The sequence below is a fragment of the Pseudomonas sp. IT-P4 genome (genome assembly GCF_949767755.1).
GTDB lineage: Bacteria > Pseudomonadota > Gammaproteobacteria > Pseudomonadales > Pseudomonadaceae > Aquipseudomonas > Aquipseudomonas monachiensis.
Genome location: NZ_CATKPX010000016.1, coordinates 23538 through 49465 on the forward strand (window position 1 = coordinate 23538; position 25928 = coordinate 49465).

A 25928-nucleotide genomic window follows, 5' to 3' on the forward strand; every position below is an offset into this window, starting at 1 on the left:
ATATTGGCCCATCCTTGAAGTCCAACTTGTCGGATGCGTTGCGACAATGGTCGCCTGCCTTAATCGGTTAGGATTGACGAAAATGTCGAGGCAATCTCGAAAAAACAAGGAAACAGCGGGTTGAAACTCAGTGATATCGCCCAGTTGGCCGGTGTGTCCGTCACCACCGCCAGCTATGTCATCAATGGCAAGGCCGAACAACAGCGCATCAGCAGCGCTACCGTCGAACGCGTGCGCGCGGTCGTCGAACAACATGGCTTCACGCCTAACCCACAGGCTGCCGGTTTGCGCAGCCGGCACACCCGCACATTGGGGTTCATTCTGCCGGATCTGGAAAACCCCAGTTACGCGCGAATCGCCAAATTGCTGGAGCAAGGTGCGCGGGCCCGGGGTTATCAGTTGCTGATCGCCAGTTCCGACGATGCACCGGACAGCGAACGGCAACTGCTGCAACTGTTCCGCGCCCGGCGCTGCGACGCACTGATCGTTGCCAGCTGCCTGCCGGCCGGCGACGACAGTTATCGCCAATTGCAGGCCAAGGGCATTCCGATCATCGCCATCGACCGGGTCATGGAACCCGAGCATTTCTGCTCGGTGATCAGTGACGACCGCGAGGCCAGCCTGCAACTGACCCGCAGCCTGCTCGATCCCTTGCCCAAACAGATCGCGCTGATCGGCGCCCGCCCGGAGCTCAGCATCAGTCAGGAACGCTCCGCCGGCTTCAAAGAGGCGCTCGCCGGGTTCAACGGTGAGGTGCTGATCGAAGAAGGTGAGTCCTTCAGCCGCGAGTGCGGTAAACAATTGATGGAAGAGTTGCTGCAGCGCCTGGGCCATTTGCCCGATGCTCTGGTGACCACATCCTACGTGCTGCTTCAGGGTGTGTTCGATGCGCTGCACGACTTCCCGCTGAAAAACCGCCCGCTGCGCCTCGGCACGTTCGGCGACACCCAGTTGCTGGACTTCCTGCCGCTGCCGGTCAACGCCATGGCCCAGCAACACCAGCTGATCGCCGACAAGGCCCTCGCGCTGGCCCTGGCAGCCGTCGAGCAGTCGGATTACCGGCCCGGCGTGCAAGCCATCGCGCGCACGTTCAAGCAGCGTATTCGCCAGGACTGAACCGTGGAGCTGATCGACACCCACACCCATCTGGACTTTCCAGACTTCGACGCCGACCGTCAGGCCCTGCTGGCCGAAAGCCGCGCCCTCGGAGTGCGGCGGATGGTGGTGCTGGGGGTTTATCAGGCCAATTGGCAGCGGGTCTGGGAGTTGGTGCAGAGTGACCCCGACCTGCACGCCGCGTTCGGATTGCACCCGGTGTACCTGGACGATCATCAACCGGAACACCTGAGCGAACTCGGCGACTGGCTGACTCGCCTGGCCGGCCATCGGCAACTGTGTGCGGTCGGCGAGATCGGCCTGGACTACTTCATCGAAACCCTGGACCGCGACGGCCAGCAGGCGTTGTTCGAGGCGCAATTGCAATTGGCGGCGGATTTCGACCTTCCGGCCTTGATCCATGTGCGGCGTAGCCATGCGGCGGTGATTGCCACGCTCAAACGGTTTCGCCTGAAACGGGCCGGCATCATCCACGCCTTTGCCGGCAGCAAGGAAGAAGCCCGGGAATACATCAAGCTTGGCTTCAAACTGGGCCTCGGCGGTGCCGCGACCTGGCCGCAGGCGCTGCGCATGCACCGCGTGCTCGCCGAGCTGCCACTGGATTCTGTGGTGCTGGAAACCGACTCGCCGGACATGGCCCCTGCCATGTTCCCCGGCCAGCGCAACAGCCCCGCACACCTGCCAGCGATCTGCGCGGCACTGGCCGACATCATGGCAATCAGCCCCGAGCAATTGGCCGCGGCCAGTACGGCCAATGCCTGCGAGCTGTTTAACTGGTCATGACTGCCAGCTCCCACAGCGTACCGAGGAGAATTTCAGACCCGGAATGCGCTGATCAACTGCTTCAACTCCACGACCTGGGCCGACAACGCCCGGCTGGCATCTTCGGTCTGATGTGCGCCTTCAGCGGTACGCTCTCCGGCGCGATTGATCTCGACGATGTTCTGGTCGATGTCGTGGGCCACGGCGGTTTGCTGCTCCACGGCCGCGGCAATCTGCTGGTTCTGGTCGACGATCATGCCGACCGCGCCCAGGATGTTTTCCAGCGCCCGTTGGACCTTCTCCGACTGCCCGACCGTGCCGCTGGCCATTTCATGGCTGGTGCCCATGGCCTTGACCGCCGCGCCGACACCGCCATGGAGCCTGGCGATCATCTGCTCGATTTCTTCGGTCGATTGCTGGGTTCGTTTGGCCAGGGTCCGGACTTCATCGGCTACCACGGCGAAACCACGCCCCTGCTCGCCGGCCCGTGCCGCCTCGATGGCGGCATTGAGCGCCAGCAGGTTGGTCTGCTCGGCGATACTCTTGATCACTTCGAGCACGCGGCTGATGGACTGGCTGTCGCTGGCCAGTTGGTTGATCACCAGTACCGATTGATCGATCTCGTTGGCCAGCGCGGCAATGCTGCCTTGTTGCGACTCCACCAGGCCGCGGCCACTGATGGTTTCATCGTTGACACTGTGGGCACTGCTCACCGCCGCGGCGGCACTGCGCGCGACCTCCTGGGATGTGGCCGACATCTGGTTCATGGCCGTGGCCACTTGTTCGATCTGCGTGCGCTGCCCGGCGACGGCCTGGTTGCTTTGCGCGGAAACGCTTTCCACTTGCCCGGCCTGACGCTCGACTTCACTGACGGTCTGCCCCACCCGCTCGATCAGGTCATGGATTTTTTTCACGGTGCCGTTGAACACCTCGCCCAACTCCCCCAGCTCATCACGGCTATGGGCGCTGAAGGTCACGGTCATATCGCCGGCCGCCACCTTGTCCATCACCGCGCCCAGGCGCTTGAGCGTGGTGCGGGTCGAGACGTAGAACGCGCCGTAGAGATAAAAGATCAACACAAACACGACTGACAGCGCCACGGCCTGCAAGACCATGTGCGTGCGGTTCTGCTCCAGGCGTTGCTGCAACTGCGGGCCCAGATACTTCAGGGTGGCTTCGTTGAGTTGGTAGGTCTGGTCCATCAGGGCGCTGACCTGATCGTAAAAACCCTGCCACGGCGCGTCGAGGGTATCGGCCATGACCACTTGTTCTTCGAACAGCTCGCTGGCTTTCTTCAAGGATGCCCGGCTGCTATCGGCCTGAGCGGCCAGGTTATCGCGTGCGGCTTTGCTGGAACCCAGGGCATCCTGCAACTTCAGGCCATACTCGGCCTGGAGCTTTTCAATCTGCGCCAGCAACTCATCGAAACGGGTACTCGAAGCCGAGTTGATGAACCCCTGCCCCAACGAGTAAGACCCCATTGCCCGACCTTCGCCCAGGAGCTGGGTGACTCGTGGCGTGACGAGGGTGACGAGCTCACTCAACTGGCGCATGTCGCTCTGGTTGTCGCGACTGAGGCCGGACTGACTGGTGATGAGCTGGCTGAAAATCTGCGCGCTGCCCACCAGCTTGCCGATCAGGGCACTTTTGCTTTGCAGGGAGTTTTCCGTTTGCTGGGCCTTGAACGCGGCGATCATTTCATCGCGTTTGCCATCAAACACCGCGACCTGCTCCGGGTCGCTGGTCATCGCCGCCAGCCCTTGCAGGCGAGTCAGAATACTCTGCTCAAGGGCGCTGATCTTCGATTCGACATTGCCGGCCTTGCCGGATTGGCCGAGGCTGACATTGATCTGCACCAGGTTGTTCAGGGTTTCCAGATCACGCCGCAACGCCAGGCTGCTGTCCAACAGGTCGAGACTTTGCAGTTCGATGCGCGTGCCCTGGAATTCGCGGTAGGAGTCACGCACCAGATAGAAGTTGGTCACCAGCATCGGCACCAGGAACAGTACGCTGATCAGGCTGAACTTCATGCCGAAGCTCAGGCGGTTCATCAGTGCGACAGCGGGATAGAGCAAGCTCTTCACTGGATGTCTCCCTTCAATTTCTTATTTTTTTTTTTGGCAGGCGCAGACAGACGGCAGATAGCCACTATTCGACGCTATCTCTGTATAACTTAAATCGGCAGGAGGTTTTGTAACTTAAGGTTAACGACAGGGCGAAACACTTCGGACAAGTGATCGCCCCCGTGGCGAGGGAACTTGCTCCCGTCCGGCTGCGCAGCAGTCGTTGTTGAATTGAATGGGGGGCGACTGCGTCGCCCAGCGGGAGCAAGCTCCCTCGCCACAATGGCTCTGACTGCTGGACTAATGCAGGACCGTCCACAACGCAAACCCGGCATACCAGAGCACCGCCGCACGTAGCAGCAGCGCCCAGATACGGTCCAGATTGTTGATACCTTCCACGCCAGCCACCGGCGCCGGAATTTCACCGGCCACCAGCCCGACTTTCACGATCAATTGCGCGGCGCTGATATTCCAGTTCAGCAGCTCATGCAGCATGACCCGACTGACCGCGACAAAATTGCCGACCAACGCCAGGCTCGCCGCCAGAAGGCGCACCGGCAACCAGTCGAAGGCGTGACGCAGTTGCCCGGCGCGCTCGACCACCGCCGGGGTTTTCCCGTGCTCTTCGGCCAGCGCCAGCAGGCGATAACTCAGCGCCGCGACCGGACCCAACAGGAAGTACCAGAAAATCACCGCGAAAAAGCTCTGGTAGGCCTCCCACAGCAAATGCCCTTCGACCTGTTCCAGTAGCTGTTCACCATTGTCTGCGCAGATATCCAGGTCGCGCTTGGCGACATGGGCCGCCGCTTGCAGGTCCTCCCGACGCCAGGCATCGCGGAACGGCCCGAGATCGCCCAGCAGATCACCGCGCCCCAGGCTGTAGATCACCACCAGCAAATGAATTGGCAACGCCAACAACCCATAGGCCACCGGCTCGATGACAACCAGCAGCAAAGCCAGCAACGCCACCGGCAACAAGACCAGTGCCGCCAGCACCAGCCATGGTCGGTTCGAAAGTCGCGGGCTGGCTTCAAGCTTGTTCAGCTCGTGTGTCCAGCCATTGTCACGCTGAACCCGATGGCGCAGGGCCGAGAACTTCTCGATCCACACCGCCAACAGCAACACCAGAAAACTCATCGTCCTTCCTCTTGTGCCAGGGCGGCACGATAGCGTGCCCAGTCGAACGCCGGCCCTGGATCGGTTTTGCGCCCCGGTGCAATGTCACTGTGCCCGCAGATGCGCTCTGTGGTGATTGCCGTGAACGCCTGTTGCAACTGGCGGGTCAGGGCTGTCAACGCGCTGTATTGCGCGTCGGTGAACGGCAGATCATCCGTGCCTTCGAGCTCGATGCCCACGGAAAAATCGTTACAGGTTTCCCGCCCCTCGAAGCACGAGACACCCGCATGCCACGCACGCTCAAGGCACGAAACAAACTGGGTGACAGTACCGTCTCGCTCGATCAGAAAGTGCGCCGACACCCGCAAATCCGCGATCCCTTCAAAATAGGGGTGTTCGGTGACATCCAGACGATTCTGGAAAAACTCCTGCACCTTGCCGGTGGCGAACTGCGCCGGCGGCAGGCTGATGTTATGGATCACCAGCAGGGAAATTTCGCCTGTGGGGCGCGCATTGAAGTTGGGTGAGGGGCAGACATGCGCACCCTGAATCCAACCGCTCGCGGGGTCCAACTGCATACCGATTCCTTCAATGTCGACAGTATTGGCACAGTATGCCGCGATAGTCCCCCGGGGCGCGATCACTTGCCGCGATTGAGACGCTTTAGGTTGCCGATCACCGACTCCAGTGCACGCTCGAACAGCAAGGTATCGTCAAGCATTCGCGCCACGCCGTTGCGCAGCTCCGGGGCCAGCTCGGTGCGGCTTCGCTCGTCCTGGGTAACCGCGAGAAAATCAGCCAGCAATTCGGAAAATATCGCCGGGTCATCGACAAAGTCATTCAACAGGCGCTGTACGACCTGGTCGATGCGCACGTACAGGCTGTCACGCTCATGATCGTCACAGGCTCCCCGCTCCATGGCCGCGTTGGCGATTTCGTTGAGCAGACGTCGCGCCGGATGACTGCTGCGGCTGAAGAAGCTCTTGTCGAGCAGCGCCACCTTGACCAGTGGAATCTGCAATCGGCCGACCAGTGCCTTGAGGGAGTCCGGCAGGTTGCGATCATCGAGCATGCATTCGAAAAGCAGGGCGACCAGGTTGATCACATCCTCATCGGCCTCCCCGAAAACCCGCGACCTGCCGCTTTTGACACTGACCCGGGTCAACAACAGTTCGAGTTGGTTGCGCAGATCGAAATCATCGACGGCCGCCGGTGCCGGCACGTATTGCTGCAAGTGCGAAAGCAGGCGCAACAGATCTCGCGTGGAAATCGGATCGGGGCCCTCGTCGGTCAGTCCGCCCGTGACGCTTTGGTCAGGTCGGTCCGTGGTGCGACGCACCGGGGCCGGTTTCAGGTCGGGCAACACACCGGTGGCGAGCAGCAACTGATTGGCTTCTGCGTAAAGCTGATCGACCTCGCTGAGGACATAGCGCTCGAACAAAGTGAGGATGATCAGCTTGACCTTGATCTCCAGCCCCAACTGGCGTGCGGCTTGCAAAAAGTACTCGCAGAACATCGCCGGGCCCAGGGGATTGTGCAGATCGCCCGGCTCCTTGCCCAACAAGGCACAGAGCCGGGCCGTCAGTTGGTCCAAGGCGAAACCGTCGCGGTCCAGCACCCGGTTGACCATCGCTTGCACCGCGACCGTGCGCTCGCTCTCATCATCGGGTTGCACCGTCGAGGTATTGGTATCCAGGGTCTGGGGCAAAGCCGCAAGCACGCTTTCGTATTGGGCGAGACGGATAAACGCGGCGAAAAACTGTTCGAGAAAAACCCGTTCGATGCTTTTGCGCTTGAGGCGCAAATCGCGCATCGCTTGAAAGAAGATGTTCTGTTCGACGTCACAGTGGGCGCGGTCGGCCATTTCGAAGAGGGTGTCGTCGGCGTTATCGAACAACGCCTGCAATCCGTGCCGCAGCTGTTGCGCGGCCTTGTCGCGAACCTGGAGAAGAATCGCCGGCAGGCGGGCGAGTGGCGAGTGAGCCACCTGGTCGGTAGTTGCCTTGTGCAAAGGCACTACATTCCCGTCGTTGTGCATTCGGTCTCCCAGGAACGGTTTTGCTTCGACTCGTCAAACTCATGACGTCAAATACAAGGCGGATTATCTTGAAAAGCTCCCCTTTGCGCCAGAAAACTCTGCATCAGCTCTCAAACAGGCGTTTGCTCGGCAACAATGAACAACGCGACAACGGCAGGGATTCGACCAAATGCAGGCGCCAGTGCCAACGTAACGCTCTGATGCCTTGGGTTGGTCCGTGCCATGGCCCTATAATCGAGCCACTTTGTTTGTGGAGTCCGTTATGCCGAATCTACGTCTCGCCGATCTGACCGCCGAAATCGAAGCCAACGTGCGCCGTGCGTTGCGTGAAGACATCGGCAGCGGCGACATCACCGCACAGTTGATCCCGGCCGAACGCTTGGCCAAAGCCACCATCATTACCCGCGATGCGGCCGTCATCAGCGGCACCGCCTGGGTGGATAACGTGTTTCGGCAACTGGACCCACGGGTGGCGGTGCACTGGCAGGTTGCCGACGGTGAACGGGTGACACCCAATCAGGTGCTGTTCCACCTCGAAGGCCCTGCACGTTCGCTGCTGACCGGCGAACGCAGCGCCCTCAACTTCTTGCAACTGCTCTCCGGCGTGGCGACCCGTGCGCAATACCTGGCGGACTTCGTGGCCGAGACTCAGGTCAAGCTGCTGGACACCCGCAAAACACTGCCGGGGCTGCGCCTGGCGCAAAAGTACGCCGTAACCTGCGGCGGTTGCCATAACCACCGCATCGGCCTGTATGACGCCTTCCTGATCAAGGAAAACCACATCGCCGCCAGCGGCGGCATCGCGCAGGCCATCGCCGCCGCGCACAAGATCGCCCCGGGCAAACCGGTCGAGATTGAAGTGGAAAGCCTGGATGAATTGAAAGAAGCACTGGCGGCCGGTGCCGACATCATCATGCTCGACGAACTGAGCCTGGACGACATGCGCGAAGCCGTGCGCCTGAACGCCGGCAAGGCCAAGCTGGAGGCCAGCGGCGGGATCAACGAAAATACGTTGCTGCCCATCGCCGAAACCGGGGTGGATTATATTTCGATTGGTGCGATGACCAAGGATGTGAAGGCGGTAGACCTGTCGATGCGACTGAGCCTCTGATCGCGCCGCGCCGCATGAAAAACGCCAGCCTCTTCAAGGCTGGCGTTTTTTGTCAGACCACCAGATTGTTCATCTCGCAGTACTCTTCCCACTCGACGCCCAACACCTCGGCCGCTTCTTTGTGCAGCTTCAGGCGTTCTGCTTCGTATTCTTCCGGCGTTGAGGTGTACTTGAGCGTCAGCTCCCACGGCTGCAGGCCCTGGGCTTCCGCCTCGTCCTCGAAAGCCCATTGAATCTGGTCTTTCTGATCATCGGGACTCAGGTCCTTGATCTCCTCCATCAGATCCGGCACATCCAGCACGTACTTTTTCAGTGCTTCTTCGTGTCGGGCTTCTTGGGTCAATTCTTTTATTGTCATGGCGTTCTCGTTGATCTGGGGAATGGAAGATGGATCTGGATCATCAAGGATCTCTCTGACGCAAAAAAACCGTATCAAGCATGGTTTTTCTGGCCTTCAGAACCATTCGGGATCATCTGAAAACAAGTGTTGCTGGTGCCCGAGACAGGAACCGCATTAATGCAGCCTAACCCAGCGTTTACTTAGTTCAATGCTCAGCAGCGCAAAACGATGTACTAACGGATGTACTTTTCTGTCGCTGGTGGCTCTTCCTGAGCTTTACCCCTCCCATCTACAAAATCGTATCTGAAATCACACGAGATTGTACTTTACGATAGAATCCGCGCCCATCGGCTACCAGCACCCCATGTGAACGGAAGCTATTAACCTCAAGGACAGATGATGAAAGCATCAATCCCTGCTCTGACATCGCTGCGATTCTTTGCGGCAGCAATGATCGTAATACAGCATTCGGCCAGCTACTTCCATATCTGGGAGGGCTTCACGCAGACGTTCACCCTGATTCAAGGGGTAACGTTCTTCTTCGTTCTGTCCGGATTCATCCTGACCTATGCCCACAGCAACCTGACCGGCGCGGCCAACTCAGCTCGGTTCATGTGGGCAAGAATCGCCAGGGTCTGGCCTGCGCACATTTTTACAATGGGGCTTCTATATGTGCTGTGGGTCTATCCATTCGCGACAGGCCTTGTGGTCACAGCAGAGCAAACAATCCTGAGCGCAACCCTCACCCAAGCGTGGAGCCCATGGCCGTCTGATTTCTTTGCATTCAATGGTGTGGCCTGGACTCTTTCCGTTGAAATGTTCTTCTACGCGATGTTCCCGCTCTTGATCCTGAACTTCTCAAAGACCTGGCACATCAAGTTGGCGCTGTCGTTTGCGCTGGCGATGGCTGCGGTGTTCATCGCAGTAACTACAAATGCACCGGCCTACGCTCCAGGGGATGTGGTCACAACCGCCTCTTGGGTTTATATCTGGCCACCTGCCCGACTGTTTGAATTCGTCCTGGGCATGGTTGCGGGCAAGGCGTTCCTTGTGTACGGGCAGCGCGTAAGAGATTCTGGTGTTCAGTCATATGGCTTGGCGGCCCTACTACTGATACTCGCCGGCTCTTACTTTATGCCTGCCCTGGGATGGGCGCTGAGTGGTCACGACCTGATTGGCCCTGCCTTGAAGGGTTGGATTACCGTTAGTTCGTCGTCGATTTTCTACGCGCTCGGGCTATTCCTGCTGGCATCAAGTACCGGGATGGTTACGTCGATCTTGAGCTGGCGCCCGCTCGTTCTGCTTGGGGAAATCAGCTTTTCCATCTACCTGATCCACCAGTTGATTATTCGATCACTGATGATCAACCCAACTTGGACCGCGGGCATCGACCCGGTTGTTGCCATGATCGGCTACTGGACTGTCACCATCGCCGCGTCTTATTTGCTGTGGATGTTGGTCGAGAAGCCATGTCAGCGCCTGATGCTGAGGCTGATCAAGCGCAGACCAGCAATCATTCCAGATCTACAGAAGGCATAATAAAAAGGCCGCATCGATTGATGCGGCCTTCTCGTTTTAGCCAACAAAATACTTGGCGTCGGGCGGTGCAACGGAGTGGGTAATAATCACGCTCTCGCCAGGCAGCATATACAGCGGTGCCATCGGGTATGGGATCACAGCACTGAACGCCCCCTGGAACATGGTCATGTTGCTGACAGTCCCACCGGCGGCATGAAACCTGACCGGGTTGCCGGTTTCGTTGGTGTACGTGAATGGGGACACTCCTACCGGCACCACAACAACTTTCTGTGGCGCGTCCTCACTTCTGCCGGTCTTTAAGTTCATGTTGTCTTTGAAGCGAGTGCGGGTACCGGCGTCGGTGATCACTGCTGCCCCCAAACCACGGCAATACTTGACCTGAGAAATCAGGTTGTCAGTTGCGCCATTAATAACCTGGATCGCGTCATGGTTGCCGCCAACAAGCTGGCAGTTTTTTGATGCCGCGTTGAATACAACAATTTTATTGGTATCAACACTCCGAAACTCGATGTATTGCCCAGAGCAATCGATATCCCGATTAGCGTTAACTTCCAGGTCAGTGCCATTGAACTTGTCGTTTAGAGCAGTCGCAGCAGCAAACACGCCGGTATCGGAACAGAACTCAGCATCCCCACTCGGGAAGTAGTTGCCCAGAGTTGATTGCAACCAGATGCCGAACTCGCAGCTTTGCACCGACGCGTAGAAGGTGTTGTATGCGGTCTGAGTGTTGGCGACACCGTTGTCGGTGAGCAGATAGCCAAACTTTGGTTTGCCGCCCAGATACCAACTGCCGGTTTCATCATTGGTCACGTTGATGTCGAAGGTATTGAGGACAGCGCCTCTGGTGTAAAGCGCGGAGCTGGTCACGCCACACCCATAAACCCGTCCGGTGATCTTGGAGCGGAGAATGTTCCGCACGTTGAAGCCGTTCAGCGTAGCCGGCCCCCCCCTGGCAATGATCTGCCCGCCGCCAACACCAAATGACACGTTGCTTACCTTGCCGGGAAGGGGGCCAGCATCAATGATGACTGTATCGCCGACACCATTGTTGGTGAAGAAGACGCGCCCCTTTGGCCGTACGACGATGCCCTCAATAGCCCAGTTCGGAAAGGTGACAGCGGCGATATCGCCCGACTCCAGATCGACAAACGTCCGCTTCGAAGATGCCTGCGCCGCCTTGGCAACGAGAGCCGCGAGCGCGGCGGTGTTGTCACCAGTGCCGTCAACCAGTCCACCGAACATCATATAACTCAGCTTGCGGCACTCCCGGACCCAGCAACCGAGGCCGTCCGGATCAGTTTCACCAGTCTTGGCAAGGAAGGCCGGCAGGTTCGCCGGCAGGTTGGTCCATGGCACCGTAGGGCTGATGATGGTCCCGCCGTCATGACTGGACTTCGGCATGGTCGGGTCATAACGAAAGGTGTCACCGCCGCCTGCCCCATCACCGTAATAGCTGTAGACCTTCACCCGGACGTTGCGATTGGGGTCAATCAACTGAAGCGCGCGGATACTGTCAGCGCTTCGGTACAGGAAGCTTTTCAGGTAGTCGTACAGCGTCATGCCGTCGTAGGCGATGCCCAACGTGGTATTGATCAGGCCGCTGACCGAATCAATGTAGATGCCAACCCAATTGCGCGTCACTGCGTCCTGCGGGGCCAGGGGGTCGGCAAGGTCTGAGAGCCTATTGCCCTTAGCCAGATATGCCCCTGCACCATCGACGTCGTTAGCGCCGAGCATTGGCGAGCGCATGCTGAAACGGAACAATTGCTTCAGCGCCTGCCAGATGCGGTCGAAGTCTCGGTTCACGGTGCTCGACAGGAAGTCACCGTTTTCCTGGTAATCAACCAAACGCTGAAACGGCACGTTCAGGACAAGGTACAGATCGCCCAAGGGTGGGACGGTGAACGTGATGGAACTGGTGGGGTTACCGATACCAGTCAGCGTAAAACCAGACGTAACCTCGACCCCATTCAGGAACACATCAAGGTCGCCGGCTTCGATCAAAAGAAAGGGGATGGTGTAGGTGGGTGATACGCCGTTGGCGGCGTAGCGCTTTTCTGGTGGTACGTTTTGAACTGTCATGCCTAGCCCCTTGATGTCGCGGGCTAGTAGTCCACCTGGACCTCATGCACGCCCGCATCTGGGCGCCAATCGTCCCGCCGGGCCTCTGTCGGTTTCCCGACTATTCGCCCAATGCGTACAGGGGTTGAGCTGATGGCGCCGGCGCCGGAGTCGATGTAGTCGTCGTCCTGGTTGCTTAGTGCGGGATTGAAGTCGCGCATCTGGTCCCACACCGGGCCGCGCAGCACGTCGACGTGCGCCCACAGGAAGTGCGCCGATAGTGGCGACTCGAAGGCATCGAGGATTCGTTTCTGTTTATTGACGGTCGAGTGCTCTTCCCCTACCCCGCACCCGGTGCCCTTTAGCGCCTGCTTGAGAATCGTAGGCACGAATCCCCCTGGGCCATTGGTTTCGACGATGACGCGTGGGATCTGGTACTTGATGACCAGTTCGCGCACCTGGTGCACCTGGCCACCAATGATCCGATCCTTGCTGTCGAACTCGGCGATTTCCCCGGTCAGGCCCTCGGCAACGTGCCAATAGAGCTGGCCGCGCGCGTCAGTCAGCAACAGCGAGAATGCCGAGGCGTCCGATTTGATCTTGCCCAGCGAGCAGTCCCAATAGGCAACGGCGCCGACGATCTGTGTTGATCCCAGGTACATGGCCGCTGCGTTGTTGGCGTACCGCATGGTTGGCTGTACGTCGTACGGAATGATACGGGCCGGGTCCAAGCGAACCTCCGTGACAGGCTTCGAGTGGAGCTGGTACTGCGAATCCCATTCGTTAATGGTGCGGGTTTTCTTGCGGCGCTTCTCCAGTTCTTGCAGGTCGAACCGTTCCGGCCAGGCACTGCCGGCGTAGCAATCGACCAACGTGCCGGGTGGTGTAAGGAAGGCAATTCCGGTTTTCGTTACTTGGTAATCCTTGCCGGCAATCAGCACGCGGGCATGCTTGCCGATGCCGGAGAACACCACGTCGGGCACAAAAGGCACGTCATAGGCAACCAGCTTGGCGTCGTCTATCCGGTGTTCCTGGGCGAACATGCGAATGGTCAGACAGTCCGCACCCATGCTTTCAAGTTCGTCATACAGGCTGTCGTGGGTGTGCGGCGTGCCGATATAAAGCTGGCTCCCGCCAGGCACCAGGATGTGCGTCTGTTCACCCAGGCGGTACCGAAGCTTCTCCCGCGCCTCGGGGGTCTGGATGTTCTTCGGTACCTCGACGTCATCGTTCTGGCACTCGTCTGCACGGGCCGAAGTAACGTTGGACAGGATCCCTCTGGCATACATCGAGGAATTTCGGAAGTCGGCGGCACCCTCAACCCACCATTGCTCAACCTGCCCCTTGTTCGGCGGAAGCATGTGGCGGGTCAGCGGATGACTGCGGATAACGTTCTGTGTGTCCCGGCTTGTCTTGTAGGCGGTGCCATCAGATTCAGACTGGTGAAGGATGCGGAATGTGGGGTCACGGTAGTACCGCCAAGCGTTGTAAATCGCGAGAAGCGTGGACTTGCCGAAGCCCCGAAAGCAGCGGAGCACGGCAAGTTCGCCCTTGGATTCCAGCCACAGGACTGCCCTGATATGAATATCAGGGACTGCCCACTTCCTGCGGTTGGCCCAGATAAGGAAGAAGACCAGGAACCCAACTTTTTCCGCTGGCTGCTCTGGCTCAGTGGACATTCCCGGCCTTCTGCATCCGTTCGATGATGGCTTGGGCTTCTCGCTCGGCGCTGGCCAACTCACCATCCAACTCGTCTATAGCGCTACCTGCGTCTGGCGCCGGCTTCTGCCGGTTCATAAGACCCGCGATGTTCACCACCTTGAGCAACAGGGTCATGGTGGCGGCCGCGTTCTTCTTGCACCAATACCGGTTGCCCCGCTCTTCCTGGGTCAGCTCGGCAGGCGTCTTGCCGTCACCGGGCCAGTTGTGCGGGTCAACTTCGTTGATGACAACTTCGCCCAGGCGTTCGCTGAGTGCTTGTAAACGGGTGATCTGATCGTCACGCATATCAGCGGGCTCCTATGGCTGCGCCAGGGTTCGGGGCGCGACCTGGCGAGGTTTCGCCCGGCTCCCACCAATACGATTGCTTGAACTCTTTCTTGGCTCGTTGCTTCATTCGGCGCAGGTACCCGGGCGAGAAGTACTCCTGCAGTTGGTTGAAGATCAGGTGATCGGTGGCGGCCTTCGTGTACCAGAGGTTCGCCGCGGGCAAGTGACTCTTGGCCAGCTTCACGAGCTTGGCGCCGGTCTGGTTGACCTCGCCGGCGGCGGCGTTGTCCTTGAGCTTGAACACCTGCTCGATGTCTCCCGCAATGGGACCACCAAGCGCCGCCAGCGGCGAGCTGCCGCCCTGTGAGTTGTCGGAGAACAGGAAGTCACCGTACAAGCCCATCGCCCCGCCTTTGAGCATGGAGGCGATACCGAAGCGCAAGCCAGGCACGCCGAGCGTTCCATCGTCGGTGATGTTCTTCGGGTCGCGACCGCTGGCCACCTCGTTGAGCTGAATGGCCATGCCACCCAATACGGTGGTGCTGGCGATCAGTGCGCCGAGGTACCCGGCCTTGCCCCAGCCCTCCTGCGCCATGCCGCGCCGAACATGCCGCATCACCATGCCGATGGAGAAGCTTTTGAACTGCCAGAATGAGCGCAACAGCTCGCCCTTGACGGTCCCGCGCTCAACGCCACCGTGCATCATGGCTTTCTCGCGGGCGCCGGGTTCGATGATTGCCATGTTGGTTTCATCCAGCACGGTGCCCAGCAACTTGGTGGCCGCCTGATCCTTGAGGCGTTGTGGGGTTGTGTTGAGCTGACGCGCCAGCGGCACCAGGTCAACGTTCGGGATGCGGTAGATGCTGTTCGCTGTCAGCACGGTGTCACCCACGCCGCGCCAGTCCTCAGGCTGAGCCAGGCGCCACACTGACCAGTCCGTCTCGGTGACGCCTTGGCCCAACAGGCGCTTGCTGTCTGCCGGATCCATGGCTGCAATGGTCTGGTGCCGGCGCGACATGTCGCCGATGGTGTCCATCATGGTGGCACCGAAAGCGCGCTGCGTGCCGGCGGTCAAAGCGTTGAGGCCAGATGCCTGCATCACCTTGCTGGCGGCGGTCTGCGAGAACTTCGAAACCCTGCCCGATATCTGCTCAGTGGTGCCCAGACCGTCCGCGCCCCAGCGGTTAAGACTGCCAATCAACTGATTCAGGCCCAGGCCTGCACGCTGTGCCAAACGACGATCACCGGCACTGGCCGGGTTGAGCATGCGCACTTCATTGGCAAACACCTTCATTACTGGCATGCCGTTCATGGACGCGGTAAGACCCAGCGTGCCCTGGTCAGTTACCGACGTGAGGACGGCAGAGCCTAGGCGGCTTGCCACGTTGAGCGCGCGATAAGTCTCGAAACCGTTGGCCAGCGCGGCAGACGCCGGCGGCTCGCGGGTACCGGCAACCTCTTCGTAGAGGTGTTCGATCTTGCGGCGCTGCTTGGCAGTCTTGTCGGCTTTCTTCGGATCGGCCTCGATCGTTACCTTCTCGCCTTCATCCAGGAAGTACCGCATCTGGTTGTTCGGGTTCGGGCCGAGGTTCTCAACCAGGGAGATATCCCGCGATGCACGATCGATATGCCCGATCAGCAGTTCCAGCAGGTTGCGTTCGCCGTAGGCCTTCTGGGCAGCGATGAACGACTCGGCGTCCTTGTAATGGATCTGGCGCGACTCGCTCCCACGGTTGGCGCGCATGCCGTTGCCGGCTACGTTGCCCGGCTCCAGCTTGTTCAAACCGCCAGTGGCCAGCGTGGTCCACGCATGACTGAGGAAGTCGGTCAGCTCGGCATCATTCATCGGCGAGCCGTCTTCCTTCATGTACTTGGCGCGATTGGCCCATTGCACATGGTCGCGCACCCACTTGGCCTGGTCCTTGGCCACCTTGACCTGCGAGTGATCGCGAGGCATCGACCAGTCATCCAGAAACCCGACGTCACCGCCGGCGCGGTTGAAGCGCTGGCGCAGTTGCTCGGTTGTGTCCTTGAACTGCTTGGCGGCAGTCTTGGCCGCTGGAACGCCGGAGTCTTCGCCGTGCAGCTCGCGCACCAGGGCAAGGTTTCCGGCTTCATCCTGGAACAGGCCCATGAATTTGCCTTTGGTCACATCGATGACATCCAGCATGCGGCTCATGGCATCGTCACGGATGGCGCGGGTTGCGGACTCAATCGACAGGATCCCACTCTTGCCGTCGCTGGAGAAAGCCAGCAACCGGTCGAGTCCTTCAAGGGGCTGGTCAGGGAAGCGCTTCATGTAACTGTCGATGCGGTCGTGGGCCATGATGGTCAGGGCCACGCGCTTTTTCTTGAGTTGTTGCTCGTCCACCAGCTCCTTGGCGGCCTTCGTGGCAGCTTCGTTCAGGCGGTCGGTGGCTGTCTTTGACTGCCAGGTGGTGTCGGTCTGGGCAAGCTGGCGCATGTTGCGGCGCAACCGGTCCTCGATACCCTGGATTTCTGGCTGGGTGAGGGATCGGCCAATGGCCTGGGTGACGGCTTTAATACACTCGGCGCGCATGGCCTGCCTCCTGTGGGAATGGAGGCAAGCCTATGGGGCTGGGGTAGACGGTTTCCCGACTATTTAGAAACCGCGTTGCAGGGCACAAGCAGCAGCAGCGGCAAAGCCCCTGGACTCATCCTGAGCCCTAACGATATCGGCATCAGCCTGCGCCAGCATTTCCCGAGCGGATACGGTGATCGGATTGCCGTCCGCATCCATGGCGCCGGTCGCAAGCCGCATGTCGTCCATGCGGCTCAATATCTCCTCGGCAACCTGGAACTCTGGATCTGATGCAGGCTTACCCTGCGCTGATTCAGTATCAGGGCTTTCTGATGCAGGTTTGGTGGGCTCTGATGCACCTTTGGCCGGTTTTGATGCAGGGGCAGCGCCTGACACTTCCGGTTTTTCCACATCCTTTGCGGTGCCGATATCCAACGGCTTGGCCTGCAGTGTCGGTTCGGTGCGCTCAATATCGTCAAGGATGCGGCGGATTTCCTGCTGCGCAACCTGAGCCATGGTCAGCTTTCTGTTGGCTTCGGCCACACCAACGGCGAGCGGCTTTTTATCGAAGCCCTGGACGATGGCGTCAGCACGCTGGTCAACACGACCCTGGAAGCGTTCAGGCACTTCGCCACGGGCCAAGGTGTTCAGGTCGGCGCGGGCTTGCTCGGCGGTTCGGTTGCCATCAAGGCGTTCGGTCAGCGCGGCTTGCCGGTCGGTCAGGTCAAGGCGTTCGGACTCAATGGCCTCACGGGCAGAAGCCTCGGCCTGCTTGCGGCTCTGACCCTGCAGTTGAAACTCTTTTGCTCGAGCACGGAACGTATCGTCCAGCCCTTCAAGGCTGCGGGCTACAGAGGCCAGCTCGGTTTTAACGTCCTTCACGTTGGGCAGAATGCCGGCGGCTTCCTGCTCCAGTTGCGTGCGTAGTGCCGGCTCAAGGTCCTGTCGGGCGGTGGCCAGCGCAACGTCGCGCGTCGGGGCAACTACCGAGGAATTCTCGGCGGTTCGTATGAACTCGGCAGAGTGGATGCTCTCTGGCAGCGCCACCGGTTCGCCGCGGCTGAGCCGAGCAATGGCGGTACGGATTGCATCCTGGTGCGCAACCGCCGACTTTGGATTGATCGGCGCACCTGGTGCGGTGTCGATATCGGCATGCTGGTAAGTACGCTCAGCCAACGACGCATCCACCTGCTCGGTGGTTGGGCGGCGCATCCCGGCGCGTCCGATGCCGAAGAAGGCGGCACCAAGGATCGCGTCCGTCGCAATGGCTGTGCCATCCATGGCGCGATACTGAGCAGCCTGCGCGTGATACCCGCCACTCTCCAACAGCTCAGCCGTGGCGCTGCGCCCGGCCATACCCAGCCCAACGTTCGCTCCCACAGCTATTGCGGCGTCACCAAGCACAGGCTTGACGAAGCGCGCCGCCGGCAAGACGGCGCCGACGCCTACGGTCGCGGCATCAATCAGGCCCTTGTAGGTGGCGGTGGTTTCGTCCAGACCTTCGGCCATGCCGACCTGTTTACTCGAGTAACCGGCCGGACCGCCAGCCGCAACGGCCGCCCCCACAGGTCCACCGAGCACCGTGCCCACCACTGTGCGAGGCAGGACAGCAGCGGCCTCGCCAAGGATCTGACCGACCACACCCACTTCGGTAGGGTCAGGGCGCAAGTCCATCACTTCTTGGGCTGTGCCCTGCCCCAGCGTTTCCTGGCTGGAACGCTCGGCGCTGGTTACGTCAGGGGCTCCACCGAACTTCGGCTCAGGCAGCAACGCGCTGGCGGCCAGGTCGAGGCCGCCTTGCCACAGCGAGCTGAAACCCGACTCGACGGCAGCACCGGCTTCAAGCCCGCCGCGCAACAGGTTCGGACCAAGGACGTCGAGCGCCCCCGTGAAGGCGCCGGGCACAGGCTTATCCACCGTGCGGCCAAGGCGTTCGTCCTGGCTCAGGGCTTCGCTTTCTTCGACCATCCCGTCTAGCCAGCTCATTTGACTTTCACCACCATGGGTTGGTTGGTCGCTGGATCGATCTGCACCCGGCCAGCATTCAACAGGTAATACGAACCTTCCTTGCCCGGTACCGGCGAAAGCGGCATGTCTTCAAGTTGGCCCACAGGGAACTTGCTGCGTTCGGCCATACCCTGCAACTCGATGTCGACCACCTTGTTGAACATCTTGTCGCTCATGCCATAAGGCTTGATGACCTTCGCCCCGCCGCGCTCGCTGATACCACCAGTGGCCAGGGTAACGGCCTGTTCGGCCAGATCACTGTCAATCTCAGGCTGTGCACCGTCATGCTTGACGCCTTTCGGCCCTGCCATCCCCGCATAAAGCGACTTATAGGCAAGGTAGGCCTGTTCACGCTGTGGCGTGCCGGGAGCCAACGAGTTGCCCACATGCTCATCGAACGCCTCGCGAAACATGGCGTCCTTCGGCATTGGCGTTGATTTGTCGTTCAGCACCTTGGCCCCGGCCAGTAGGGTCTGGGGCACGTTGGTACCGTCCTCGCCCTTGAGGTTCCGGAACTGCGCCATGCCCGCCAGTACGGTGATGGGCTGATCGGAGGCCAATGGCTTGATGGCAGCGGCATAGTCAGCGCCAGAGGGGGACGCCGCCGCGATAGCGCCCAGCAATTGCAGCTTGGTGCCGTCATCCGCCTGGGTCAGCATTGCCGACAGCATCTGCTGCTCCTCTGGCTTCCAGGGGCTACGCGCCACCTCAGGTCCGTATGCACTGCGCACTGAGTTGACCACGTCGAAACGGTGGGCAATCTGCGCACCCAGCGTGGCCTTACCCTCAGGAGTGGTGATGTCGGACACATCAAGCGGCTCGACATCGACGCCGGTTCGCATGGCATTGAAGGTCAGCGGGTTGTCGCGCATCAACTTGGTGTTGTTGTCGATGGCCGTCTGCAAGCGAGCAACGTTCGCCTGCTCGGTGACACTGGCGCCGGCCTTGGCCATCTGAAAGCGCTTATGGTCAACGTACTGCTGTTGCATCGCGATGGGTTGGCGCAACAGGTTCTGCACCTCGTTCATTTCACCGATGCGGGCCTTGTATTCGCCGGCCATGGACGTGCCAGACAAGGCTGTTTTCCACCGCTGCTGGTCTGCTGGTGTCGGCGGAACACCTGTGGCGGCCTGCCGGTCCATCTGGTCAAGCACCCGCTCGGCCTTCATTTCCCGCATTTCAGCCTGGCGCTGCTGGTGCTCCTTCACCTGGAAGATACGACCGCTCACGGTGTTGAGCAGTTGATTGCGCTTCTCCGGATCCAGCTTCTTGGCGTAGAAACCGTCCTCGGCGGTGAGGTCATGCTCGACTTGTTGCAAGCTGCCGAGGTTTTCACGGGACTCGATAACACGCTGGGTGGCGTGAGTGCTCCAGTTACCGTCCTTGAATTCCTGCTTCTTGCTGGCCCAGGCCTCACCGAACGCCAGTCGTCCCGCAACGTCGATGTCTTCGGCGTCCATGCGGGCGTTGATCTGGTCGACGTTGGCTCCGGGCAGCGCAGCGTCCTTGCCCAGCATATCCATGCGCGACACCAGATCGCTCTGGGCAGAAGCAATGCGCCCCTTGGCAGAAGCCTCGCGCACCCGATCAAGGCCGCCGAGCTGCATGCGTTTGAGGGAATTGCCGATTTCACCCTGCTGGGCTTCGTCGAGCCCTGGCGTTTCCAGTGCTGGCAGCTTCGACACCGCCGTGTTGTAAGCTTCCTCAGACTTGTCATAGCTGAGTTGGCCGGTGCGCATCTGCTCATCGAGGTCGGTCGCGATGGTCTTGATCTGCGATTCACGATCGATCAGGGCGTTGCTGGCCTTCACCCTGGAAAGCGCCTGGTCTTCCTTGTTCTGTTGGTCCAGCACGCCGAGCGCGGCGTTTTGGACGGTACCGGCGGCCTGCTGCGAGGCTCTGGCCTGTGCGCTGGTATCCAGTGGAATGACGCGGTTCTGGGCTACTTCCTGTTGCACGCGCGGTGCGCCAAAGCTGCCGAGCGGTATTTGCGCCATCAGTTGGTCCCCCCTTTTGCCGAAGCCTTCCAGGCCATGCCGGCCTGAGCGCCAGCAGACAGCACAGTGCTAATTGATTGTGAGTTGGCTGCACCCCGGGCCTGTTGCCCGGCCAGCTTGTAATTGGCTGCATCGTTGTTGAGCCTGGCGCCCTGGTTACGGCCGTTGAAGATGGTCAGCGCCGCGTCTTCTTCGGCATTGCCGACGATCTCCTCGTTGATGTTGATCGCCGTACCTGCCCCGACTTCTACACCTGACGCGGCCAATGCGGCATTGGCCTCGCCGGCTTGGTTGCGTGCCAAGCGACGAATGCGATCAGCCTGGACCACCGCGGCACTCGCGGCAGTATCGGCGTCAGCCTTGGCCTGATCAGACTGCGCGTCAGCGTTGAGCTTCGCCTGCTTGCCAGACTGTTGGGTCGAGTAAACCGAGTACGCCGTCGCGGCGGCGAGCGCAGCGTAGGCGGCCGTTGCTGCTGTAATTGCCATGTCAGAGCTCCATCATCATCAAGGGACCGAAGTGATTGAGGCCGCACGCCTGGTAAAGCTTCACGGTTCCCTCAACGTGAATGCCGGTGCCAATGCCCATGTGCAGCTGCTTGGCCCCCTTGATCCGCCCCCACTCTTTGAGTGTGTTGACCAGGCGCATGGCCGTTATCCCGCTGCGGCGCGACGGGTCAATAAAGATTGAATAGTCGAAGACGATCAGGTCGTTGCTGAACCACTGATCTGTGATGCCGGCGGCGACTCCACCAACCACTTCACCGCCGACCTCGGCAACAAAAACAACACCGAGCCCGTCAATCAGTTCACGCATAAAGTTGCCGGTCTTCTCTGCGTCAAAAGCCATCGTCGAATAGTTGCTCGTCGCGTGCAGCAGGATGGCCAGCTCGACGAGGCGCGGGACATCAGAGTGAATTGCTGGCCTGATCATGGCGGTACTTCCTCAATCGTTGAACGTGGCTTTCTTGATGACGCTGAGCAGATGGAACGGCAGCGGCTGGTCTTGCTCGATCACCAGCGAGGCTTGGCCACGCTCCCACCCAAGGTTCTCCAGGCGGTGTATACCTGTGAACAGTTCCGGGGGCTGGTCCAGCACCTGGGTACCGAGATTTCGAAAGGCAATGGTTTGTCCGTTGATCTTGCAGCCGATCGTTTCGAGGAACCGCAACGTCACCTCACCGATGCGCATGCTGTTCCCCTGGACGCTGCCGGTGCTGCCCTGAACTTCTGGGGTCAGGGTCTTGATCTTGGTCTTGAAATTGAGGCCGATCTGTACGTACTTCGCATTGCGAGGGAGCGTGATTTGTCCGCCGGCAACCACCTGCTGTTGCATCACAACGCCGTCGGCGACGATATCCACCGTCTTGCCTTCCAGGTGGGCCAGGCCACCCCATACGCTCTGGCCGTCCTCGTTGATGGCGAACACGCCACAGTCAACCCGAATGCCTTGATTGAACCGCTCGATGTAGCGCACGTTCTGGCCATTCACCGTTCTGCGCACGACAACCCACACTTGGTCACCATCCGGGGTCGGGATCGAGGCTGCCGATTCAAAGGCACCGTCTGTGATCTGGCGCGCCCAGCCGATAACGTCCTGGTCACGGTCAACAGTCATCGTTGCCATAACGCCGTCAGCACGGACAAGGAACAGGATCGACTCCGGTTCCTGCTGGTACGCCATGTCAACGATGCCGGACTTGGTGGCGTGTTCCGACAGCACCGACATATCAGGCGAGCCATACGTGTCGGAGTCGTACTTGTAAGCCATGGCGCGCAGCTTGCGGTTGGCCCGCTGGACGAAATACAGCTCATTGCCGATGCGTACCGGGCGCACGCGGTTGCAGCCATAAACCGATGGGTTCTTGGCCCGAATACTGGTCGGTGTGATTGCCTTCTCCACCCCGCCACTCACGGTGAACTCCCCGCCATAGGTCAAAGGGATCAAGGCATTGATCTGCCCCATGTGCAGGATGGGATTGATCTGGTCAGAAGACAGGTTGTACGACAGCGCGTCGTCGTCCTTGGTGCCTAACTCAAAGTTCAGGTACTCACCCGTACGCGATTCCCAGATGGTTTGCGGGTAGTTCACTGAACCGGCCATCGCGAGCCGTTGCTCGTAAAGCGTGCCCGCTCCTGGGTAGCCGTCAATGTCATTCCAGACTGATGCCTCAAGCGACCATGCGTTGGCCGGCGACGCAGTGGCAGAGGTTGGCGCCGACCTGATCACCCCAGAGACCACTGTCGGGCTGGTGTATGCGCTTATTTCCAGAAGCCCACCATTGATCTTGACGAACTTCCCGGTGTCGTCAACGCGCCACCCGGCGAGCGCCAGCGTCATGGTTACGGTGCTGCCGACCGGTGTGAATGCACTGAGCGTGTTGGAGGTCTGCGGCGACCCCTTGAGCGACCAAGACGGACGCACGGCCGCGGTGAAGGCGTTCAGAATGTCGACGGTGGCCACGTTGGCGCTGGTTACACCAGTGATCTTGGCTACGCCACCACCAGACCAGATTTCGCGGCCCACGTCGGCAGCGAGAAACGCAGACGCAACGGCAGTGGCCGTACGGCCGGTGCCCACTGTTGGGGTGCTGAAAGTGATCGCAGACGCAAAGTCGATGCCCTTCTCGTCGAAGGGCTTAGTCACAAACGGGGCTGGCGCAAGGCTCCACTCGGTATCCGTCAGCCGGCGCAACCGGTAAGTGGGCACCCGGGCGTTGAAGATGAACATGGTGTCGGCGCCCTGGACGTAGTCGGTCCGCTCCAGCACGTCGTGACTGTACGGGCTCACCAGCTCAACACCGGTGTACGTGCCGTTCGGGTAGAAAATCCGCACATAGAAATCACCGAACTCGCACATGTAGGCCTGTTCGGTGTTGAAGACATATGGGATCAACCGGGTTTTCTTATCGGGGAATTTGGCGGCAGCCACGTGCAGGGTGCCGTCACGACGCACTGTCCCACCGTGGATAACGGGCCAGGCGTTCTCGATGATCTCGGCACCGTTCTGGTACCGGGCAATGTCCACCCGGCCCAGCATCCTCGGCGAAACCTCACCGGCGGTGAAGTTGGTTTGGATCAGGGTAAGGCGGGCCATTACCAGCCACCCCCAAACCGAGCGCGCAACAGTCGCTCATCACCAAGGGTTTGCGGCGGATCCTCTTGGCCATCGACAGCGCGAGCCTTGCGCAAGGCCATTTCAAGCTTTTGCTCGACTGACTGCTGCAGGGCTGACGATTGTGTAATTGGATAAGCCAGTGCCGCCGCCATTGCCAGCGTTACCAAGCTGACCAGTGAGGCATCCCAGGTGCTTTCGACTTCATTGCGAAACACATAGCGCAGTTCCAGCACGGTGGTGTTGGCCTGAATGGCTCGCCCTTCGACCAGGTAGTCGATCTGCACATCGCTGCTACCAACCTCCAGCACTCGCAGAAAATCCGCCGGCAGCTCAAAGGACTGCTGATAGCCGAAAGCTGGTGCGACAGCATCAGGGGCCAACACAACCCGCTTGATCGCACAGTTCCATGGATGCTGGCGCAGCATGTCGTCACGAATAGTCGGGTACAGGTTGGCGCACAGCTTTGCCCTATCCAGGTTCATCTGGTCGGCGAAGTCGTTGATGGTCTGTGAGCCGAGCATCAACAGCGCATTGGAGCAAATCGAAACCCCAGTTGCCGTGGCCATGGTCAAAACCTCCAGATAAAAAGACCGGGGCGCACGGCCCCGGTTGAGTTGTCTGCCATCCGTGGCGCCACGATTAGTTGCCGTCGACGTATTGCAGCCTCAAGCCAACGGTTCCCGCACCAGTTGCAGCAGCGGTCAGGGTGATAGCGATGTCGTACTGCTTGCCCGGGTCAGCAGCAAGGCCCAGGGCCTGCCACAGCGGTTTCTCGACGTCGGCCAGACCGAAGCCGGCGCCGGCGTCTGCCGGGTCCGCTTCATGGGTCACGTCCACGTTGACCAGGGCAGCGGTCAGCGCTTGCGCCGATGCGAAGAAGTCGACGTCTACGACGGCGCCGGCGTTCACCGACGAGATGTCGTAGATGCCGATGTCGCCCACGGCGGTGGTGATGGCATCGCAGGACAGCAGCAGCCTGGACACGCGGTCACCGGACTTGATACGCATCAGGCGATAGATCGAGGCGATGGAGTCGGTTGCAGTGGCTTCAACGAAGCCAACACGCTCGCGAAGACGGCCGCCATCTATCTTTTGGGACGTCAGGGTTTGAGGGAACGCATCACCATTGGTGACGGCGGTGGACTTGGTGGTGACTACGGCCATGATTGAGCTCCTGAACTATGGGGAAGAAGGCGAAGCGAACGACCCTTACGGATCGTTGGCCGCGATCTCAACGATTTTTTCTTCTTCAACCCGCACAGCGCCGATCGACATCTTGGCGTAGATACGAACGTTGAAACCCTTGCCGGCGTCTTCACCAACCTTGGTCATGATTTCCGCCCCTTTGCCCAGCACAACGCCCGATTTGGCGTAGGCGTAGCACGAACGAGTGGCACCAGATTTCGGCAGGCGCTCAGACGGAATCCAGTTGAAGCCCATCCACTTGCCCTTGAGCGTGCCGCTCTGGAGCATCTGCGCAGCCAGGAAGTCGGCAGAGGTCAGGGTGGTGTCAGCCAGGATGTCGTTGAGGGCCTGGGCGTGATAGACCATGTACAGCTCTTCGCCAGCTTCCTCGTCCGCTTCATTGAGGCGGAACATCTTTTTGGCCTGGATGATTTTGGTCTTGGTCAGGCCGGTACCGCCCACCGCGATCTTCTGCGAAGCCGGCAGGATGATGCCGCCGGTGGTAGCGCGGGAGCTGCCGCCCAACGAACTGATGATCACGTCATCCTTGGCGCGGTTCAGCGAGGCAACCATTGCCTTGACGTACTCCGACGTTGGATCGACCAACATACGGATCTTGTCCTGGTCATCGACCATGTCGCCGTCTTCCCAGTCGTAGAGGTCCACGAACCGGGTGCTGTGCGGTTGATCGTTGATCGGGGTGTCGCCATGACGCTGGGTGCGACGGGTCGCAGTGCGCTGGCCCAGGCGGTTGACCGACTTCGACATGCCGACGATGTTCGGCTCGATGGTTACGGTCGGTTCCAGGCGGGAGGTGGACTGTTGTGCGAGGTGCATGAAGTTGTCAGCGAACTGCTGGACAAACGCCTCGGTGATTTGCTGGGACATACGATGCACTCCAATGCAGATAAGGGGGTTGCCTGCCGGGTGTCCGATTGCTCGGGC

The 25928-nt window shown here is 60.0% G+C and carries 20 protein-coding genes and 1 pseudogene; 4 read left to right on the forward strand and 17 right to left on the reverse strand.

Annotated features, from left to right (window positions below; translation table 11 throughout):
• Nucleotides 1–120 precede the first annotated feature (120 nt).
• A complete protein-coding gene (cra, locus tag ACM6IT_RS02470; RefSeq protein ID WP_414917417.1) occupies nt 121–1116 on the forward strand; it encodes a catabolite repressor/activator in 996 nt (331 codons plus the stop codon).
• 3 nt (nt 1117–1119) lie between these two features.
• Nucleotides 1120–1899, forward strand: coding sequence for a TatD family hydrolase (locus tag ACM6IT_RS02475; RefSeq protein WP_056728257.1), 780 nt, complete (start codon nt 1120–1122; stop codon nt 1897–1899).
• A gap of 32 nt (nt 1900–1931) precedes the next feature.
• Here the strand turns inward: ACM6IT_RS02475 and ACM6IT_RS02480 are convergent, their stop codons facing one another.
• The 4 genes and pseudogenes from ACM6IT_RS02480 to ACM6IT_RS02495 all read right to left on the reverse strand — a co-directional run.
• Nucleotides 1932–3962, reverse strand: coding sequence for a methyl-accepting chemotaxis protein (locus tag ACM6IT_RS02480; RefSeq protein WP_414917418.1), 2031 nt, complete (start codon nt 3960–3962; stop codon nt 1932–1934).
• A gap of 279 nt (nt 3963–4241) precedes the next feature.
• A complete protein-coding gene (gene ampE, locus ACM6IT_RS02485) occupies nt 4242–5078 on the reverse strand; it encodes a regulatory signaling modulator protein AmpE (protein ID WP_414913284.1) in 837 nt (278 codons plus the stop codon).
• Nucleotides 5075–5635 (reverse strand): 1,6-anhydro-N-acetylmuramyl-L-alanine amidase AmpD, encoded by a 561-nt coding sequence (gene ampD / locus ACM6IT_RS02490; RefSeq protein WP_056728251.1) that lies wholly within the window; start codon nt 5633–5635, stop codon nt 5075–5077. Before ampD ends, ampE begins: the two co-directional genes overlap by 4 nt.
• A 173-nt stretch (nt 5636–5808) precedes the next feature.
• A pseudogene (locus ACM6IT_RS02495) lies at nt 5809–7095 on the reverse strand (DUF1631 family protein); the annotation flags it as partial.
• A 262-nt stretch (nt 7096–7357) separates the two neighbouring features.
• Here ACM6IT_RS02495 and nadC point away from each other — a divergent pair.
• Nucleotides 7358–8206 (forward strand): carboxylating nicotinate-nucleotide diphosphorylase, encoded by an 849-nt coding sequence (nadC, locus tag ACM6IT_RS02500; RefSeq protein ID WP_056728249.1) that lies wholly within the window; start codon nt 7358–7360, stop codon nt 8204–8206.
• Nucleotides 8207–8258: 52 nt separating this feature from the next.
• Here the strand turns inward: nadC and ACM6IT_RS02505 are convergent, their stop codons facing one another.
• Nucleotides 8259–8564, reverse strand: a complete 306-nt coding sequence (locus tag ACM6IT_RS02505; RefSeq protein WP_056728247.1) for a DUF6388 family protein — start codon at nt 8562–8564, stop codon at nt 8259–8261.
• Nucleotides 8565–8945: 381 nt separating this feature from the next.
• Here ACM6IT_RS02505 and ACM6IT_RS02510 point away from each other — a divergent pair, with 381 nt between their 5' ends.
• Nucleotides 8946–10085, forward strand: coding sequence for an acyltransferase family protein (locus ACM6IT_RS02510; RefSeq protein WP_414917419.1), 1140 nt, complete (start codon nt 8946–8948; stop codon nt 10083–10085).
• Nucleotides 10086–10121: 36 nt separating this feature from the next.
• Here ACM6IT_RS02510 and ACM6IT_RS02515 read toward each other — a convergent pair whose 3' ends face one another.
• From ACM6IT_RS02515 to ACM6IT_RS02570, 12 genes are all read right to left on the reverse strand, one after another.
• Nucleotides 10122–12167 carry a hypothetical protein gene (locus tag ACM6IT_RS02515; RefSeq protein WP_414917420.1) on the reverse strand — a complete coding sequence of 682 codons (2046 nt, stop codon included), beginning with the start codon at nt 12165–12167 and terminating at the stop codon, nt 10122–10124.
• A 23-nt stretch (nt 12168–12190) separates the two neighbouring features.
• On the reverse strand, nt 12191–13825 hold the full coding sequence (terL, locus tag ACM6IT_RS02520; protein WP_414917421.1) for a phage terminase large subunit: 1635 nt from the start codon (nt 13823–13825) through the stop codon (nt 12191–12193).
• Nucleotides 13815–14153: a hypothetical protein gene (locus ACM6IT_RS02525; protein WP_414917422.1), complete on the reverse strand. Its 339-nt coding sequence runs from the start codon at nt 14151–14153 to the stop codon at nt 13815–13817. The genes terL and ACM6IT_RS02525 overlap by 11 nt, the downstream gene beginning before the upstream one ends.
• A 1-nt stretch (nt 14154) precedes the next feature.
• On the reverse strand, nt 14155–16695 hold the full coding sequence (locus ACM6IT_RS02530) for a hypothetical protein (RefSeq protein WP_414917423.1): 2541 nt from the start codon (nt 16693–16695) through the stop codon (nt 14155–14157).
• A 63-nt stretch (nt 16696–16758) separates the two neighbouring features.
• Nucleotides 16759–18663 (reverse strand): hypothetical protein, encoded by a 1905-nt coding sequence (locus tag ACM6IT_RS02535; RefSeq protein WP_414917424.1) that lies wholly within the window; start codon nt 18661–18663, stop codon nt 16759–16761.
• Entirely contained in the window at nt 18660–20681 is a 2022-nt protein-coding gene (locus ACM6IT_RS02540; protein ID WP_414917425.1) for a hypothetical protein, read from the reverse strand. The genes ACM6IT_RS02535 and ACM6IT_RS02540 overlap by 4 nt, the downstream gene beginning before the upstream one ends.
• On the reverse strand, nt 20681–21169 hold the full coding sequence (locus ACM6IT_RS02545) for a hypothetical protein (RefSeq protein WP_414917426.1): 489 nt from the start codon (nt 21167–21169) through the stop codon (nt 20681–20683). The genes ACM6IT_RS02540 and ACM6IT_RS02545 overlap by 1 nt, the downstream gene beginning before the upstream one ends.
• Before the next feature lies 1 nt (nt 21170).
• Entirely contained in the window at nt 21171–21614 is a 444-nt protein-coding gene (locus ACM6IT_RS02550) for a GNAT family N-acetyltransferase (RefSeq protein WP_414917427.1), read from the reverse strand.
• A 12-nt stretch (nt 21615–21626) separates the two neighbouring features.
• Nucleotides 21627–23777, reverse strand: coding sequence for a hypothetical protein (locus ACM6IT_RS02555; RefSeq protein ID WP_414917428.1), 2151 nt, complete (start codon nt 23775–23777; stop codon nt 21627–21629).
• Nucleotides 23777–24364, reverse strand: a complete 588-nt coding sequence (locus ACM6IT_RS02560) for a hypothetical protein (protein WP_414917429.1) — start codon at nt 24362–24364, stop codon at nt 23777–23779. Before ACM6IT_RS02560 ends, ACM6IT_RS02555 begins: the two co-directional genes overlap by 1 nt.
• 73 nt (nt 24365–24437) lie before the next feature.
• The gene (locus ACM6IT_RS02565) at nt 24438–24962 is read right to left on the reverse strand and encodes a hypothetical protein (RefSeq protein ID WP_414917430.1); all 525 of its coding nucleotides are present in this window, start codon (nt 24960–24962) and stop codon (nt 24438–24440) included.
• Between the two features lie 45 nt (nt 24963–25007).
• Nucleotides 25008–25871, reverse strand: coding sequence for a phage capsid protein (locus ACM6IT_RS02570; RefSeq protein ID WP_414917431.1), 864 nt, complete (start codon nt 25869–25871; stop codon nt 25008–25010).
• Between the last annotated feature and the right edge of the window lie 57 nt (nt 25872–25928).